General features: G+C 64.9%; 17 protein-coding genes and 1 tRNA gene. 14 read left to right on the forward strand and 4 right to left on the reverse strand.

Features of this window, described 5'->3' with window-relative positions:
• The first annotated feature begins 118 nt into the window (after positions 1 to 118).
• Both I6F28_RS28700 and I6F28_RS28705 read left to right on the forward strand, forming a co-directional pair.
• On the forward strand, positions 119 to 412 hold the full coding sequence (locus I6F28_RS28700) for a hypothetical protein (protein WP_036002906.1): 294 nt from the start codon (positions 119 to 121) through the stop codon (positions 410 to 412).
• A 152-nt stretch (positions 413 to 564) separates the two neighbouring features.
• Positions 565 to 780: a hypothetical protein gene (locus I6F28_RS28705; RefSeq protein WP_036002903.1), complete on the forward strand. Its 216-nt coding sequence runs from the start codon at positions 565 to 567 to the stop codon at positions 778 to 780.
• 134 nt (positions 781 to 914) lie between these two features.
• Here the strand turns inward: I6F28_RS28705 and I6F28_RS28710 are convergent, their stop codons facing one another.
• The gene (locus I6F28_RS28710; RefSeq protein WP_036002980.1) at positions 915 to 2,603 is read right to left on the reverse strand and encodes an MFS transporter; all 1,689 of its coding nucleotides are present in this window, start codon (positions 2,601 to 2,603) and stop codon (positions 915 to 917) included.
• A gap of 136 nt (positions 2,604 to 2,739) precedes the next feature.
• On the opposite strand from I6F28_RS28710, the gene I6F28_RS28715 reads away from it, so the two are divergent.
• The 7 genes from I6F28_RS28715 to I6F28_RS28745 all read left to right on the forward strand — a co-directional run bounded on the left by I6F28_RS28715 (position 2,740) and on the right by I6F28_RS28745 (position 10,586).
• The gene (locus I6F28_RS28715) at positions 2,740 to 4,101 is read left to right on the forward strand and encodes a hydrolase (protein WP_225142335.1); all 1,362 of its coding nucleotides are present in this window, start codon (positions 2,740 to 2,742) and stop codon (positions 4,099 to 4,101) included.
• Between the two features lie 35 nt (positions 4,102 to 4,136).
• Positions 4,137 to 5,507 carry a cytochrome P450 gene (locus I6F28_RS28720; RefSeq protein ID WP_036002897.1) on the forward strand — a complete coding sequence of 457 codons (1,371 nt, stop codon included), beginning with the start codon at positions 4,137 to 4,139 and terminating at the stop codon, positions 5,505 to 5,507.
• 50 nt (positions 5,508 to 5,557) lie between these two features.
• Entirely contained in the window at positions 5,558 to 6,967 is a 1,410-nt protein-coding gene (locus I6F28_RS28725; protein WP_036038810.1) for an adenylate/guanylate cyclase domain-containing protein, read from the forward strand.
• Positions 6,968 to 7,235: 268 nt separating this feature from the next.
• A complete protein-coding gene (locus I6F28_RS28730; RefSeq protein ID WP_225142336.1) occupies positions 7,236 to 7,757 on the forward strand; it encodes a tellurite resistance TerB family protein in 522 nt (173 codons plus the stop codon).
• A gap of 188 nt (positions 7,758 to 7,945) precedes the next feature.
• Positions 7,946 to 8,725, forward strand: coding sequence for an SDR family NAD(P)-dependent oxidoreductase (locus tag I6F28_RS28735; protein ID WP_109142002.1), 780 nt, complete (start codon positions 7,946 to 7,948; stop codon positions 8,723 to 8,725).
• A 129-nt stretch (positions 8,726 to 8,854) separates the two neighbouring features.
• A complete protein-coding gene (locus I6F28_RS28740) occupies positions 8,855 to 9,649 on the forward strand; it encodes a glutamine amidotransferase (protein WP_109142003.1) in 795 nt (264 codons plus the stop codon).
• A gap of 124 nt (positions 9,650 to 9,773) precedes the next feature.
• Positions 9,774 to 10,586 carry an enoyl-CoA hydratase gene (locus I6F28_RS28745; protein ID WP_225142338.1) on the forward strand — a complete coding sequence of 271 codons (813 nt, stop codon included), beginning with the start codon at positions 9,774 to 9,776 and terminating at the stop codon, positions 10,584 to 10,586.
• A gap of 122 nt (positions 10,587 to 10,708) precedes the next feature.
• Here I6F28_RS28745 and I6F28_RS28750 read toward each other — a convergent pair.
• Positions 10,709 to 10,784, reverse strand: a tRNA-Ala gene (locus I6F28_RS28750).
• Positions 10,785 to 10,988: 204 nt separating this feature from the next.
• Between I6F28_RS28750 and I6F28_RS28755 the strand changes: the two genes are divergently transcribed.
• From I6F28_RS28755 to folD, 3 genes are read left to right on the forward strand one after another with little or no spacing between them, the layout of a single operon-like run.
• A complete protein-coding gene (locus I6F28_RS28755) occupies positions 10,989 to 11,279 on the forward strand; it encodes a YggT family protein (RefSeq protein ID WP_036002872.1) in 291 nt (96 codons plus the stop codon).
• A 15-nt stretch (positions 11,280 to 11,294) separates the two neighbouring features.
• A complete protein-coding gene (locus I6F28_RS28760; RefSeq protein ID WP_051056859.1) occupies positions 11,295 to 11,660 on the forward strand; it encodes a DUF167 domain-containing protein in 366 nt (121 codons plus the stop codon).
• Positions 11,661 to 11,670: 10 nt separating this feature from the next.
• The gene (folD, locus tag I6F28_RS28765) at positions 11,671 to 12,555 is read left to right on the forward strand and encodes a bifunctional methylenetetrahydrofolate dehydrogenase/methenyltetrahydrofolate cyclohydrolase FolD (RefSeq protein ID WP_036002869.1); all 885 of its coding nucleotides are present in this window, start codon (positions 11,671 to 11,673) and stop codon (positions 12,553 to 12,555) included.
• A gap of 106 nt (positions 12,556 to 12,661) precedes the next feature.
• Here the strand turns inward: folD and ppa are convergent, their stop codons facing one another.
• Both ppa and I6F28_RS28775 read right to left on the reverse strand, forming a co-directional pair.
• On the reverse strand, positions 12,662 to 13,198 hold the full coding sequence (gene ppa, locus I6F28_RS28770; protein WP_036002867.1) for an inorganic diphosphatase: 537 nt from the start codon (positions 13,196 to 13,198) through the stop codon (positions 12,662 to 12,664).
• A gap of 179 nt (positions 13,199 to 13,377) precedes the next feature.
• A complete protein-coding gene (locus I6F28_RS28775; RefSeq protein WP_024338772.1) occupies positions 13,378 to 13,887 on the reverse strand; it encodes a GNAT family N-acetyltransferase in 510 nt (169 codons plus the stop codon).
• A 273-nt stretch (positions 13,888 to 14,160) separates the two neighbouring features.
• On the opposite strand from I6F28_RS28775, the gene I6F28_RS28780 reads away from it, so the two are divergent.
• Positions 14,161 to 15,060 (forward strand): alpha/beta hydrolase family protein, encoded by a 900-nt coding sequence (locus I6F28_RS28780; RefSeq protein ID WP_225142340.1) that lies wholly within the window; start codon positions 14,161 to 14,163, stop codon positions 15,058 to 15,060.
• Positions 15,057 to 15,524: a DUF2269 family protein gene (locus tag I6F28_RS28785; protein ID WP_057025834.1), complete on the forward strand. Its 468-nt coding sequence runs from the start codon at positions 15,057 to 15,059 to the stop codon at positions 15,522 to 15,524. The genes I6F28_RS28780 and I6F28_RS28785 overlap by 4 nt, the downstream gene beginning before the upstream one ends.
• Positions 15,525 to 15,528: the final 4 nt, after the last annotated feature.

The following is a 15,528-nucleotide window of genomic DNA, read 5'->3' on the forward strand; positions in this document are numbered from 1 at the left end:
CTGAGATCACAGAGGACGGGTCTCCCGTGAGCGTCATCACAGTGGAAACGGTTTTGCCGGAGCATCGTAGCTCCCATCGACAACGGGCCCGCTGTGGCGGCGCCAATGGGAGCTTCAAATGACCAAGTCGTTTACCGGCAAGATCCGCGACGCCAGCCTGGCCCTGGGCTTTGCCGCGATCGTCTCCATCGCTTCGACGGGCGCGAGCTTCGCCTTCTCGGCCGAGGCGCAGCAGATGTGCACGGGCGATGCCTTCCGTCTTTGCTCGGCGGAGATCCCCAATATCCCGAAGATCACCGCGTGCATGATCAAGCATCGCTCGGACCTCAGCGCCGGCTGCCGCGCGGTGATGGACAAGACCCTCGCCAAGGGCGCCTCGCGCAAGGTCGCTGATGCTCAGGACACACAGTAACCAAGACGCTGCAGCTCCCCTCGTCATGCCCCCCGGCATGAAGCCGGGGTGATGCGGCGGCGCCCTGCAGCTAGTCAACAAAGCCGTTGCAGGTGCGGGATCGTCGCACTAGCTTCGCCCGCACGTCTTTCCGGGTAAGAGGCAATTGCGCGATGACCAGACTGCTTTTCGTTATTTCCTTGCTCCTGTGCGCATCGAGCGCCTCCGCGCAACAGCAGCCCGGCCATGATGCCTGCGCGCGCGACGTCACGCGCTTCTGCCGTCCCGTAATGGACAATGGCGACGGTGCCGTGCTGGCCTGCCTGAAGCAGAACCGCACCAAGCTGAGCAAGGCCTGCGACAAGGTGCTGACCCAGCACGGGCAGTGATCGTCATTCCGCGGCGCGCGAAGCGCGAACTATGGTGCGCAACTGCGCACCTGAGAATCCATCGCGCGACCAACTCCTGCGATAAATGGATTCCGGGTTCGCACCTTACGGCGCGCCTCGGAATGACGAGAGGCCTACGTACTGCTTCCCGCCGCGGTCGCGACCACCGGCAGCACCTCGCTGTTGGCGCGGTCCGGCGTGTCGTCCTTCCAGCGCACCGAACCGAAGGGGCGCTCCAGCATTCGGCGGATCCGCACCGGCTCGGGACCGATGTGGAAATCGATCGCCTGCTGATGCAGCGCGCGTTCGGACTGGGTCGCACGGTTGCGCTGACGCAAATAGTCGAGCCAGGTCGGGCAGTGATAGCGCTCGGTCCACAGCTCGGGGTCGGCGATGTCGCGCGCGATCGACCAGCCATAGGCACCGTTGCGCTGGCGCGAGAGCTGCACGTCCTGCATCACGTTGTGGAACGCGCGCGCATTCTCTTGCGCAACCCGATATTCGATCTCGACCACGAGCGGGCCGCTGCGCCCTGTCAGCGACAGCCTCACCTCGGGATCGGCCAGCATGTCCGCATCCTCGTTGCGGGCGCCGACACGCGGCATCGTGAGCCAGATGCCGAGCAGCGGCGAGATCAGCATCAGGCCGGCCGAGGTCAGCAATGCGATCTCGACGCCGGCATAGTCGGTGAGATGGCCCCAGCCCCATGCGCCGATCGCGATGCCCCCGGCGATCGCGGCCTGGAAGGCTGCGAGCGAGCGACCGGCGACCCAGCGCGGGGCCGAGAGCTGCACGCCGATATTGAACAGCGCGATCGCCGCCATCCAGACTGCGCCGCCTAGCACCAGCGCGGCCGCCGTCAGCACCGGCTCCGTGCTCAAAGCGAGGGCGGCCATGGTGAAGGCCATCGTGATGGTGCAGGCGCGGATCGCGGCCTCGCCGCTCATGCGCTTGCGCAATTCGTGGATGTTGAGCGCGCCGATCACCGCGCCCATGCCGAAGGCGCCGAGCATGATGCCATACATCTGCGCGCCGCCATGCAGGAGGTCGCGCGCGACCAGCGGCATCAGCGCCATCACCGCGCCGCCGATCAGGCCCATCACCAGCGTGCGCAACAGCACGATCTTGATCGGCGGCGAATTGGTGATGTAGCGCACGCCCGAGACCATGGCGCGGTTGAGCTTTTCCCGCGGCAGGCGCGACACCTCGGTGTTGCGGCGCCAGAGCAGCAGCACCACCAGCAGCGGCAGATAGAGGATCGCGTTGCAGGCAAACGCGGCCACCGCCCCAAGCGCAGCGACGATGACGCCGCCGACCGCGGGGCCGAAGCTGCGTGCGATGTTGTAGCTGATGCCGTTCAGCGCCACCGCGGATGCCAATGCCTCGGGCGGCACTTGTTCGCTGACCGAGGACTGCCAGGCCGGTCCGAACAGCGCATTGCCGCTGCCGACGATGAAGCAGAAAGCGAGCAGCAATTCGGGCGTGATCAGGTTGAAGCCGGCCAACACGGTGAGCACGCTCGCGCCGATCAGCGCGATCGACAGCGAAATCACGCTGACGATGCGACGGTCATACATGTCGGCGATGGCGCCGGCCGGCATCGAGATCAGCATGATCGGCAGCATGAGCGCGGTCTGCACCAGGGCCACCTTGTCTGCCGAGGCCGCCATCTGCGTCATCGCCCAGGCCGCACCCACGCCCTGGATTAGGAGGCCGAGATTGGAGAGCAGGCTGGCGAGCCAGATCCGCCGGAACACGGTGTACCGCAGGGGCGCAGTGATGCCGTCGGCGGCCATTTTCGGGCGGTTCGGCTGCTCGGTCATATCCCCTTCCATGTCGGATGGCAGAAGTGGTCGTGGTGATTCCGGCCAATTCAGTGATGCCCGCGAAAGTCCTTCGCTGTCCAGTGCTTAGGCCGGTATAAGCAGTGCAAAGAGCTAGGCTTGCCGGGAGGAACTGATGAAGCTGTCGCGACGGACGATTTTGCGAGGGGCTGCGAGCGTGCCTTTCGCACTTGCGAGCTTGCGGACGGGCGCGCTGGCGCAGACCGCGCCCGCCACGGAGCTGCCGCCGATTCTGTTCGTCCACGGCAATGGCGATTACGGCGCGCTCTGGACGACGACGCTTTGGCGGATGGAGTCCAACGGTATCGCGCGCGATCGCATGATGGCGATCAATTTCACCGACCCGCCGGCACGCAACGACGACAAGGTCGAGCAGGCGGGTCGCTCCTCGACCGAGGACCAGCGCCTCGAGCTCGCTGCCGCCATCACCGAGCTGAAGCGCCGCACCGGCGCAGCCCGCGTGGCGCTGGTCGGCAGCTCGCGCGGCGGCTACGCGATCCGTAACGTCATCAAGAACGGCGGCGCCGGTGATGTCAGCCATGCGGTGCTGTGCGGTACGCCCAATCACGGCGTGTTCGCAACAGACGACCAGCCGAACAACGAATTCAATGGCCGCGGCACGTTCCTGCGCGGACTGAACGAGGGCGAGAGTGAGGTGACGCCGGGAGTCGCTTTCCTCACGCTGCGCAGCGACGGTCTGGACAAATTCGCGCAACCCGATGGCCGCTTTATCGGCAAGCCCGGCATGCCGACCAATGTCACCGCCGAAGGGCCGGAGCTGAAGGGCGCCACCAATCTCGTGCTCGGCGCGCTCGACCATCGCGAGGTGGCGTTTCACCCGCGCGCGTTCCGCGAGATTTACAAGTTCATCGCGGGGCGCGAACCTGCGCGCATCGCGATCGTGCCGGAGACCAGCGTGAGATTGAGCGGCCTCGTCACGGGTACGCCCGGCGGCGTGCCGACCAATCGTCTGGTCGCGGGTGCAATCGTCGATGTCTTCCGTGTCGATCCTGATACCGGGGAGCGCAAAGACGGTGCGCTGTACAGCTCGACAACAGGCTCAGATGGCCGTTGGGGGCCGGCGCAGGTCGATCCCGCCTGGTCGCTCGAATTCGTGCTGACCTCGCCGGATGCGCCGACGACGCACATCTACCGCTCGCCCTTCCCGCGCTCGTCCGAGCTTGTGCATCTGCGGCCCGCGCGGCCGCTCGGGCCGGCCGACAAGGCCGCCGGCGCCGTCGTGATCATGTCGCGCCCGCGCGGCTATTTCGGCCTGCCGCGCGACGTGGTGCTGCTCGACGGCAAGGAGCCGGCCGACGTCAAGCCGGGCGTGCCCACGGATGCGGCAGCCACCCTGCGGCTTCCCGCCACCGAGGTTGGCCGTAACATCGTGGCCCAATTCGGCGAAGAACGGATTGTGGCACGCGCCTGGGCTGCGTCCGAGAACCGGATTGCCATCGCCGAGCTGACTTACTAGCTATTTACCTGCGTCCCACCTTGCGGGAGAGAGCCATGAATATCGCCAGCGTGCGTCGGCCCATCACCCCTCCGGCTCCTCCGCGAGCGCCCGACGATATGTCGTTCTTCGGCCGGCTCGCGGTCATCAGGCAGAATATGATCGCGACCTGGGGTCAACGCGCCTACGAGGAAGAGGTCATTTCTGGCCGCTTCTTCTTCCGCAATAGCTTCATCCTGAACCAGCCGGACGCGATCCGGCACGTGCTGCTCAGCAATTACGAGAACTACACGCGCACGCCGGCCGGCATCCGCATGCTGCGCCCCGTTCTCGGCGACGGCCTTCTGATCGCGGAAGGTCATTCCTGGACGTTTCAGCGCCGCACGCTGGCGCCGGCCTTCACGCCGCGCGCGACCGCAAACCTCGTTCCGCACATGACGGCCGTGCTCGACGAAACCATCGCCAAGCTGGACGCGCAAACCGGTGAGCCGGTCGACCTGCGCGCGATCATGCAGCGCATGACGCTCGAGATCGCCGGTCGCACGATGTTCTCGTTCGGCATGGACCAGCACGGCGCAACCCTGCGCAACTTCATCATGGAATATGCCGCGCGGTTGGGGCGTCCGTACTTCCTCGACATGGTGCTGCCGGTGTCCTGGCCGAGCCCGATGGATTTTGCCCGCGCCCGTTTCCGCAAGCGCTGGACCGAGTTCGTGGCCATGCTGATCGCCGAGCGGCGTAAGGCGGGCAAGAAGGACGGTGCGCCGCCGCGCGATTTGTTCGATCTCATGGACGAGGCACGCGATCCCGAGACGGGCCAGGGCTTCTCCGACGAGCAGCTGGTCGACGAGGTCGCGACCATGATCCTCGCCGGTCATGAGACCACGGCGACGGCGCTGTTCTGGGCGCTCTACCTGCTCGCGCTCGATCCCGATACGCAGGAGGAGGTGGCGTCCGAGACCCGCGGCGAGCATCTCGACAGCATGGCCGACATCGATCGCCAGAAATTCACCCGCGCGGTGATCGACGAAACCATGCGGCTCTATCCGCCGGCCTTCCTGGTCGCGCGTGCCGCGCGCGATAGGGACAATGCGGCGGGCGTCGAGATCGGCAAGGGCGACATCATCATGATCGCGCCCTGGCTCTTGCACCGGCACGAGAAGCTGTGGGATCAGCCGAACGCATTCATTCCAAAGCGCTTCATGTCGCAGGAGGCGCCGGACCGTTTTGCTTACCTGCCATTCGGTGCAGGTCCGCGCGTCTGCATCGGCGCACCGTTTGCCCAAGCCGAATCCGTGCTGGCGCTGGCGCGGCTGATCGGAGCGTACCGAATCGAGCTTGCCGACCCCGCGACCCCCGTAATTCCGCTCGGCGTCGTCACCACCCAGCCGGACCATTCACCCCTGTTCCGCATCACGCGTCGGTGACAGGCTCGCGTCTGGCCGCTGGCGTGATCCAGCCTACATAGAGTTTCGCCATGAGCGACATCCAGGCCCAATTCTCCGTTCTGAAGCAGACCGCCGATCCCGTTGTGGTGGAGGCCATCGCGCAGCTGATCGCCAACGGTCATGATCGCGATCTCAACCGGATCAATGCGCTGGATTTTGCCGACCGGACCGGGCTCGACCAGGAGAAGGTCATTTCCGGCTTCCTGCACGCCTCGCGGCTCGGCCTGTTCGACATGAGCTGGAACGTGCTGTGTCCCGGCTGCGGAGGTGTGCTGGGCGCGCACGCCACACTGAAGTCGTTGAAGCACGACGACTACAATTGCGCGCTCTGCGCCGCCGGATACGAGGCCTCCGTCGACGAGATGGTCGAGGTGGCCTTCACCGTCAGCCCGCGGGTCCGCCGCATCGGTGCTCATGATCCCGACACGTTGCCGATCTGGGAGTATGTGCGGCAGATGTTCTGGAGCTCAGGCGTCGACATCAACGACGAATCCTTTTCCCGCCTGATCAACCAGGTAACGCTCGAAGCCCTCGAATTGCCCGCCGGCGAGAAGGCGATCCTCTCACTCAATCTGCCGAGCCAGTTCATCATCGTGTTCGAGCCGGTCACCCATTCCGCCCATTTCCTGGACGTTCAGGGTGAGCCGACCAGCGAGCGTCAGCAGCTGTCGATCATGTTCAACAAGCTGGAGGCGCCGACGGGGACCACCGTGATGCGCCCCGGACCGTTGCGTCTCATGCTCGAGAACCAATCGGACAGTCGCGTATTGCCCTCGGTCTGGATTGCCGACCACGCGTTGCACGAGATGATCGGCAAGCGCAAGCCGATCCTGACCGCCAAGCGCATGCTGTCCAACCAGACGTTCCGCGACGTCTTCAAGGCCGACAACCTCAATGTCGACCAGCGACTGAAGATCACGTCCCTGACGTTCCTGTTCACCGACCTGAAGGGTTCGACGGCGCTGTATGAGCGGGTCGGCGACCTCAATGCCTTCGATCTCGTGCGGGCGCATTTTCGCGCGCTGCTGGAGATCATCGCCGCCGAGAAGGGTGCGGTCGTGAAGACGATCGGCGATGCCGTGATGGCGACCTTCGTCAGGCCCGAGCACGCCATCACCGCGGGACTGCGCATGCGCGCGGCGATGGACGAATTGAACAAGCAGCGCGGCGCCAACGACCTCATTCTCAAGATCGGGATCCACGAAGGCCCCTGCCTCGCGGTCATGCTCAACGAGCGGCAGGATTATTTCGGCCAGACCGTCAACATCGCCGCCCGCGTGCAGAGCCTGTCGACCGCGCAGGAGATCCACATCACCGGCCCGGTGCTGGACGCTCCCGCAGTCGCCGAGGTGCTCGAGCAGCGCGCGATCAAGCCGATCCAGAAGCAGGCCGCGCTGCGCGGCATCGCCGACAAGATGGTGGTGTACGAGATACCGTGAGCTTGTGGGCTGCGCCGCAGTCTCTAGCTCCGTGGGAAACAAAAGCGCTTTACATCCTTCACCGTCATGCCCGGGCATGAATGTCCTTCCTCGCGGTGACGCTTTGATTGCCGGGTCGAGCCCGGCCATCACGGCAGAAAGCGCGCCCAGATTGCCGAAACGTAATACGCGCGCGGAACTGACGCACGTTGCGCCGGTTGGGTTTCTTGCTCATATAATGCTGGTAACGGCCGCGCTCCTTGCGGCGTCATCAATCTCGGTAGGACCTATGCTCGACGGCTTGCGCCAATTCATCGCCGACATTGTCGGTCCCCAAGCCCAGGACCGCGCATTTGGCGACAGCGATTACCGGCTGGCCGCGACCGCGCTGCTGGTCCATGTGGTCTCGCTGGACGGCCAGCCGAGCGCGGCCGAGCAGCGCAAGCTGCACAGCCTGATCGAAAGCCATTTCGGGCTCGACCGCGGCACCGCTGACCGTCTCATCGCCGACGCTACCCAGGTCGAAGGCGAGGCCGTCGACCTCTATCACTTCACCAGCGTCATCATGCGCTCGCTCGACGAAGCGGGTCGCAAGCGGATCGTGCAGATGATGTGGGAGCTGGTCTATGCCGACGGAGAGGTCAGCGAGTTCGAGGACAATGTGGTCTGGCGCGCGTCCGACCTGCTCGGCATCTCCCAGCGTGACCGGATCGAGCTGAAGCACGCCATTGCGGAGCGTGCCGGTGGCCAGGTCAGGGATCGCGCCGTCGGACCGGTCCCCGGCGGATTGCCTGGCCTGCGAGCCACATGACGAAACTTTAATATAAGCCCGGCGGTCCCCCGCTTCTGCGGATTCGACTGCAAATACCGGTCTTTCCTGCTTCCACTGTCGCTCTCACAAGCAGCCATGCTGCCAGCGCCGCTTGCCTGGCGCGCACGGCTTATGCTCTCGTTCTGGTATTGCCGGGACCACAGACTTCAATTCAAGAGACTTCGATCGTGAATGAGCGGGTAACGTTGATCACCGGTGCCTCGGCGGGCATCGGGATGGAGCTGGCGCGTGTGTTTGCCGCCAATGGACATCGCCTCGCATTGACGGCGAGACGGGTGGATCGGCTCGAAGCGCTCGCGAACGAGATCGCCGCCAAGGGTGGCAAGAAGCCGATCGTGATCGCCTGCGATCTCGAGGACCCGCATGCCGGTGAGAGGATCGCCGCGACACTTGCCGCCGAAGGCGTCGAGCTCGATCATCTCGTCAACAATGCCGGCTTCGGCGTATTCGGCGATGCCATCGAGCGCGATCGCGTCGCGCAGCTCGGTATCGTCGATGTCAACGTCCGCGCCCTGACGGATCTGTCGCTGCGCTTCGCCGATCAGCTCATCCGGAACAAGGGCGGTCTTCTCAATGTCGGCTCGGTTGCAGGCTTCCTGCCCGGCCCCGGCATGGCCGTGTACTACGCGTCCAAGGCCTATGTGATCTCCTTCACCGAAGCATTGCGGGCGGAGCTCGCGCCCCGCGGCGTCCGCGTCACCGTGCTTTGCCCGGGCCCGGTGCCCACGGAATTCCAGGCCCGCGCCGGCGTTGGATCGCAACATGATACGGCCTTTCTCAACGTCTCAGCTGCCGAGGTTGCGCGGGAGGCGTATCGCGCTCTGATGGCCAACAAACGGGCAGTGCTGCCCGGCCTCGGCAACAAGATTGTGCCGTTCGCGCTGCGCTTCTTCCCACGCGGCTTCATCCTGGCGGCCACTAGCCGGTTCCAGCGGCAGCGGCGCTGAACGCCGCCGCCCGCGTCCGTAGTGGCCCGGAGCTTGCTTCCAGACGTGCGCGTGTGTGCGCAAACTCACACGATGTTAACCATCGCTTAGCTATGCTGGCGGTCTGAACCGATAGCACTCGCAGAGGCCATGTCGTTCCGGACGGACAGGTTTGGTGGCGCAGAGGTGGTCGCCTTCCCACAGAGGGCGGCGAGCGTCGCCGCCGCTGAAACCCGGCTGCCGGTTCTGATCGTCCTGCATCAGGAATGCTCGACACCCGGCCGCGTCGGCAATGCGTTGCGCGCGCTCGGCCACCGCCTCGACATCCGCCGTCCTCGCTTCGGCGATCCCCTGCCCGAGACGCTCGATCAGCATGCCGGGGCCGTGATCTTCGGCGGGCCGATGAGCGCCAATGATTCCGACGACTACATTCGCCGTGAGATCGACTGGATCGAAATTCCGCTCCGCGAGCAGCGCCCGTTGCTCGGCATCTGCTTAGGGGCGCAGATGCTGGCGATGCAGCTCGGGGCCCGTGTCGCGCCGCATGCGCAGGCGCTGACGCAGATCGGGTACTACCCGATCAGGCCGACCGCCGCGGGCCGCGCGCTCTGCCCGCACTGGCCGGCGCAGGTCTATCACTGGCATCGCGAGGGCTTTGAGCTGCCTGGAGGCGCCGACTTGCTCGCCGAAGGCGATGATTTCCCGGTGCAGGCGTTCCGCACGGGCAATGCTTTCGGCGTGCAGTTCCACCCCGATGTGACCTATGCGATGATGTGCCGCTGGACCACGCGCGGCTATGACGGATTCAGCGCGCCCGGTGCACGGCAGCGGCATCATCATTTCGCGGATCGCGCCGTCTACGATGTCGCCGAACGCGCCTGGCTCGATCATTTCCTCGACGGCTGGTTGGAGCGCCGGCCGATGCTGGCGCAAGCCGCCGAGTGATCGCGGCTTCGCGCAAGTCCTTGGCGCAGGTCCTTGGCGCAAGTCCTTCTCCCATCCCGGGGTATGCTAGGCTCGCTTCTAACGAGCGCGTGCGAACGCGTGCCGGCAAACAAGGGAGAGCGTCATGGCCTACGAACACATTCTCTATGAGGTGAGCGACAAGATCGCGACCATCACGCTCAGCCGCCCCGGTCGCATGAATGCATGGACGCCGGTCATGGAGCGCGACGTGCGCAACGCGATGGAGGCATCGAGCGCCGACGACAATGTCCGCGTCATCGTCCTCACCGGCGCGGGCCGCGCCTTCTGCGCCGGCGCCGACATGGATGCGCTGAAGGGCCTCGATCCCAACGACGTCAGGCGCGCCTCGAACCTGCCGCCGTTCGACATGAATCGCCGGCCGGACTGGCAGACGCGGTACGGCTATTATCCTTCCATCAAGAAGCCTGTGATCGCCATGCTGAACGGCGCGACGGCAGGCATTGGACTGGTGCATGCACTCTATTGCGACCTTCGCTTTGCCGCCGACAACACCGTGTTCACCACCGCCTTCGCGCGGCGCGGCCTGATCGCCGAGCACGGCATCAGCTGGATGCTGCCGCGCATCGTCGGCCACGCCAATGCGCTGGATCTGCTGCTCTCGGCGCGGCGCGTGTCGAGCGAGGAGGCACTGCGGATCGGGCTGGTCAACCGGCTCTGTCCGCCGGAGAAGCTGCGTGAAGAGACGTATACTTACGCGCGCGATCTCGCCGATTTCGTCTCGCCGAGCGCGATGGCCGTGATCAAGCGCCAGCTCTACGAGGTGCCGTTCCAGACGCTGGCCGAGGCGACGATCGAGGCCAACAGGGAGATGATGGTGGCGCTGAACGGGAGTGATTTCAGGGAGGGCGTGGCGAGCTTCATGGAGAAGCGGCCGCCAAGGTTTACGGGGAGGTAGGGGGAGTTCACGGAGAGGGTCCGCCGTCGCCCTTCGGGCTATGGCGGGACAGCCTTCGCTCACTTCGCTACGAGAGAGCACGGCTGGCTTGCCTAGCCGTAGCTCGCGAAGCGAGCGAAGGCTGGTGGAGCCAGGCGGGATCGAACCGCCGACCTCGTCATTGCGAACGACGCGCTCTCCCAGCTGAGCTATGGCCCCTTTGCTGGCCGCTCTGGTGAACGCGGCCGACAACCGGGCGCCATTTAAGTCCCCGCCAAGGTCAAGTCAAGGACGGGCGTAACCCGGTTTTAGCTCTCAGGGTGCCGACTTCCCTTGTTTGGGCCTGACGGAACCGATATCTAGCAAACGGGGCGTCAATCCCGACCGAGCCAGAGTTTCCAAAAGCCAGAGGCCTCATAAGCCATGCGTGCCGTTCTCGACATCGTCATCATCGTGCTCGACCTCTACGTCTGGCTGCTGATCGCCTCCGCGATCCTGTCCTGGCTGATCGCCTTCAACGTGGTGAACACGCGTAACCAGTTCGTGTCGGCGGTGGCGGAGTTCCTCTACCGGATCACCGAGCCTCTGCTGGCGCCGATTCGCAATTTCCTGCCCAGCCTCGGCGGTCTCGACATCTCGCCGATCATCCTGATCCTGATCATCATGTTCATCGAGCGGGTGATCCTGTACTACATCTACCCGAACGTGGTCTAAGCGGGCGGGAGCGCCTTGGTTGCCAACAAGGAGCCTTGTTGTCAGGAGCCTTGCCCTAAGGACCCTTGGCGCTACTCGGCCGCAGGAATCAGCATCGCGCTGCGGGTGACGCCGCGCGGCGGCCGCGACGACATCGACGGGATCGAGCAGCTTTCGGATGGCCGCAGCGTGCTCAAGGTGCGGGTGCGCGCCATTGCCGATGGCGGCGAGGCCAACAAGGCCGTGCTGGCGCTGCTGGCGAAATCGCTCGGCGTGCCCAAGAGCAATGTAAAATTGCTATCCGGAGCCACGTCGCGGCTGAAGCAGATCGCGGTCGACGGCGATCCGGCGCGTCTCGGCGAAACCCTGCGCCAGCTCACATCGGCCAAACCGACAGATTGAGAGAACGGACATGACCGCTGATATCATCGATGGAAAAGTCATTGCGGCGGAGCTCCGTGGCCGCGTCGCCGAGGAGGTCGCCCGCGTCAAGCGCGAGCACAATCTGGTGCCGGGCCTTGCAGTGGTCCTGGTCGGCAACGACCCCGCCAGCGAAGTCTATGTCCGTTCAAAACACACCCAGACCCAGGCCGCGGGCATGGCCTCGTTCGAGCACAAGCTGCCGGCCGACGTCTCCCAGGCAGACCTGCTTGCGCTGGTGGCAAAGCTCAACCGCGATCCCGCCGTGCACGGCATTCTCGTGCAATTGCCGTTGCCGAAGGGGCTGAACACCGAAGCGGTCATCAACGCCATCGACCCCGCCAAGGATGTCGACGGGCTGCATCCGAACAATGCCGGCCGGCTCGCCGGCGGCTTCGAGGCGCTGTCGCCCTGCACCCCGCTCGGCTGCATCATCCTGACCAAAAGCGTGCACGCCTCGCTCGAAGGCATGAACGCCATCGTCATCGGCCGCTCCAACCTGGTCGGCCGCCCGCTCGTGCAATTGCTGCTGAACGAGAACGCCACGGTGACGATCGCGCATTCGCGCTCGCGCGACCTGCCTGGCCTCGTGAAGAAAGCGGATCTTGTCTATGCGGCGGTGGGCCGGCCAGAGATGGTGCGCGGCGACTGGCTGAAGCCGGGTGCGACCGTGATCGATGTGGGCATCAATCGCATCCCGAAGGAGGACGGCAAGACGCGCCTCGTCGGCGATGTCGCCTATCAGGAAGCGCTTGCCGTTGCCGGCGCGATCACGCCGGTGCCGGGCGGTGTCGGCCAGATGACGGTGGCGTGCCTGTTGGTGAACACGCTCCGCGCGGCCTGCGCGATCGCCGGCCTGCCGAAGCCGGCGGTGTAGTTGAGCGTCATTCCGAGGCGGCTCGCAGAGCCAAACCCGGAATCTCGCGCCCCGACCTCTGGATTCCGGGTTCGCGCTGACGCGTGCCCCGGAATGACCGTGCGGATCAGCCCTTCTTCTTCTTCTCGCGCTCGATGCCTTCTTGGATCAGCTGGTGCGCTTCCTCCGGGCCGCCCCAGCGCAGGATCTTCACCCACTTGCCTTTTTCGAGATCCTTGTAGTGCTCGAAGAAGTGCTGGATCTGCTGCAGCGTGATGTCAGGCAAATCGGAATACGACTTCACCTTGTCGTAGCGCTGCGTCAGCTTGGACGACGGCACCGCCAGGATCTTCTCGTCGCCGCCGGCTTCGTCCTCCATGAACAGCACCCCGACCGGACGCACGCTCATGACGGCGCCGGGGATGATGGCGCGGGTGTTGATGATCAGCACGTCGCAGGGGTCACCGTCATCCGACAGCGTATGCGGGATGAAGCCGTAATTGCCGGGGTAACGCATCGGCGTGTAGAGGAAGCGGTCGACCACCAGCGTGCCGGCCTCCTTGTCCATCTCGTACTTGATCGGTTCGCCGCCCACGGGGACCTCGATGATGACATTGACGTCGTGGGGGACGTTCTTTCCGATCGAGACCGCATCGATACGCATTCAAGGCTCCGTTGTTGCCGAGGATAAATCGCGCCCGGCAGCGATTTTGGCGCTGTCATACGCGGGCTTGGCCCGCTGATCCATCGCGTTTTTGTGAAATAATGAATCCGGCGATCACCGGCGCAAGCGGCCTGCGGTATCGACGGATGGGAACGCTGCCCGGCTAGGGTTTCAGCAGCTCAATTGGTCCAAGCGAAGGCAACCTTGTCGAGCGCCTTCGGTCCGAAACGCTCCGACGAGCGCGCCACCATGCGACCACCCAGGGCGCGGTAGAACTCGGTAGCGGGATCGTTGTCCGAGAGCGCCCACACCACCATGCTCTTCAGCCCGCTCTGCATCAGGTCGCGGCGGGCGGCGGCAAACAGGCGGCGGCCGAAGCCGAGGCCCTGAAACTCGGGCCGCAGATAAAGCTCGTAGATCTCGCCGTCGAAATGCAGGCTGCGGGCCCGGTTGCGGCCGTAATTGGCATAGCCGGCGATCTTGTCACCGAACACCAGCACGCTGACACGGCTGCCCTTGCGGATCGCGCTGTCCCACCACTGCGGACCGCGGCGGTTGATCAGCTTCTCCAGCTCGGCGCCGGGAATGATGCCCTGATAGGCCGAACGCCAGGCTTCGTCATGGGTCGACGCCACCGCAGTTGCATCTGCGGCTTTGGCCGGCCGGACCTCGATCAGGGTTGTGCTCATGGACGCGATCAAACCAAGTCGCCGCGCCGGCGGCAAGACCTATCGTTAATTATCGGTTAACCTGTGGACTTTCTGCATCAGTATTTCAACCGAGTTGTGCCGAAAAAAGACAGGACGGCAACTCCGAGGGCACCTGCGTGCGTGCCGTCGGTGCAAAACTCCTGTTGCTTGCGGCAACGAAGGAACGGCAATGGGCACCGCAGAAAGTCCGCTCATTGTGATTCGTTCCTACTAGTGTGCCTGTCGCTGTTCTTGTTCGCCCTCGGCAAATTCATGCGGCTCCTCAATACCATCGCGCTCCTGCCTCTGCTGGCCTTGCTGACCGCGCCGCCTCTGTCCGCAGAGGTCAGGTTCGGTCCATCGGGAGAGGAGGGCGAACCGTTTCGTCGGCAGGAATGGCGCGTGCCAACGCCGGATACCGATCTTGCTGCGCATGCCCTGCTGTTTCGCCCCTCGGGCCCAGGTCCGTTCCGGCTCGCGGTGATCGCACACGCCTCGACGCAGAACACGCTACGTCGGGTGCAAATGCCGCAGCCGGAATACCGCCCGCTCGCCGGCTATCTCGTCGCGCGCGGCTTTGCCGTGCTGGTGCCGGAGCGGCCAGGCCATGGTGCCACCGGCGGCCGCTACCTCGAGGATCAGGGCGGCTGCGGCGAGCCCGACTACACGCGCTCGGGCCGCGCAACGGCCGACGCAATCAAACTGGCGCTGGTCCAGCTGCAAAAGCAGGATTTCATCCGCAAGGATGGCGCGATCGTGATCGGCCATTCCGCCGGCGGGTGGGGTGCGCTGGCGCTCGCCGGTGCCGATCCGAAGGTGATCTCCGCCATCACCGTGTTTGCACCGGGACGCGGCGGCCATGCCAATGATGAGCCGAACCGAATCTGCGCGCCGCACACCCTGCTCGCCGCCGCAGCTGAATTCGGCAAGACCGCGCGCATTCCCGTCACCTGGCTCGTTGCGCCCAATGACAGCTATTTCGCGCCGGCATTCTCGCAGAAACTCGTCGATGCGTTTCGCGGCACGGGCGGCAAGGCTGAGTTTCGCCCGCTGCCGGCCGTCGACAGCGAAGGCCATTGGATGATCGAAACCGAAGCCGGCGTCAAAGCCGCCAGCGGCGAGCTCGCGCGGGCGCTGAACCCGCCCAAGCCTATGGCGACCAAGAAACCATGACGCTGTATTTCCTGTTCAAATTTGTACACGTCCTCGGCGCCATCGTCATTCTCGGCACCGGGACCGGCATCGCCTTCTTCATGCTGATGGCGCATCGCACGCAGGACCCGGAGTTCATCGCCCGCACCGCTTCAGTCGTGGTCATCGCGGATGCGATCTTCACGCTGTCGGCCGTGATCCTCCAGCCGGTCAGCGGCGGCGTGCTGATGATGCTGTCGGCGACCTCGATCACGGAGCGCTGGCTGCTGGCCTCACTCGCGCTCTACGCGATTGCCGGCTTGTTCTGGGTGCCGGTCGTGTTCATGCAGATCGAAATGCGCGACCTCGCGCGCAAGGCTGCTGCGCAGCGCAGTGCGCTCCCACAGCGCTATTTCGTGCTATTCCGCCGCTGGTTCGCGTTCGGCTTCCCCGGCTTCGGCGCGACGATGGCCATCCTGTGGCTGATGATCGCGAAACCGTTTTGAGAGA

It is taken from the genome of Bradyrhizobium sp. NBAIM14 (assembly GCF_020193895.1).
In the GTDB taxonomy this organism is placed as follows: Bacteria; Pseudomonadota; Alphaproteobacteria; order Rhizobiales; family Xanthobacteraceae; genus Bradyrhizobium; species Bradyrhizobium yuanmingense.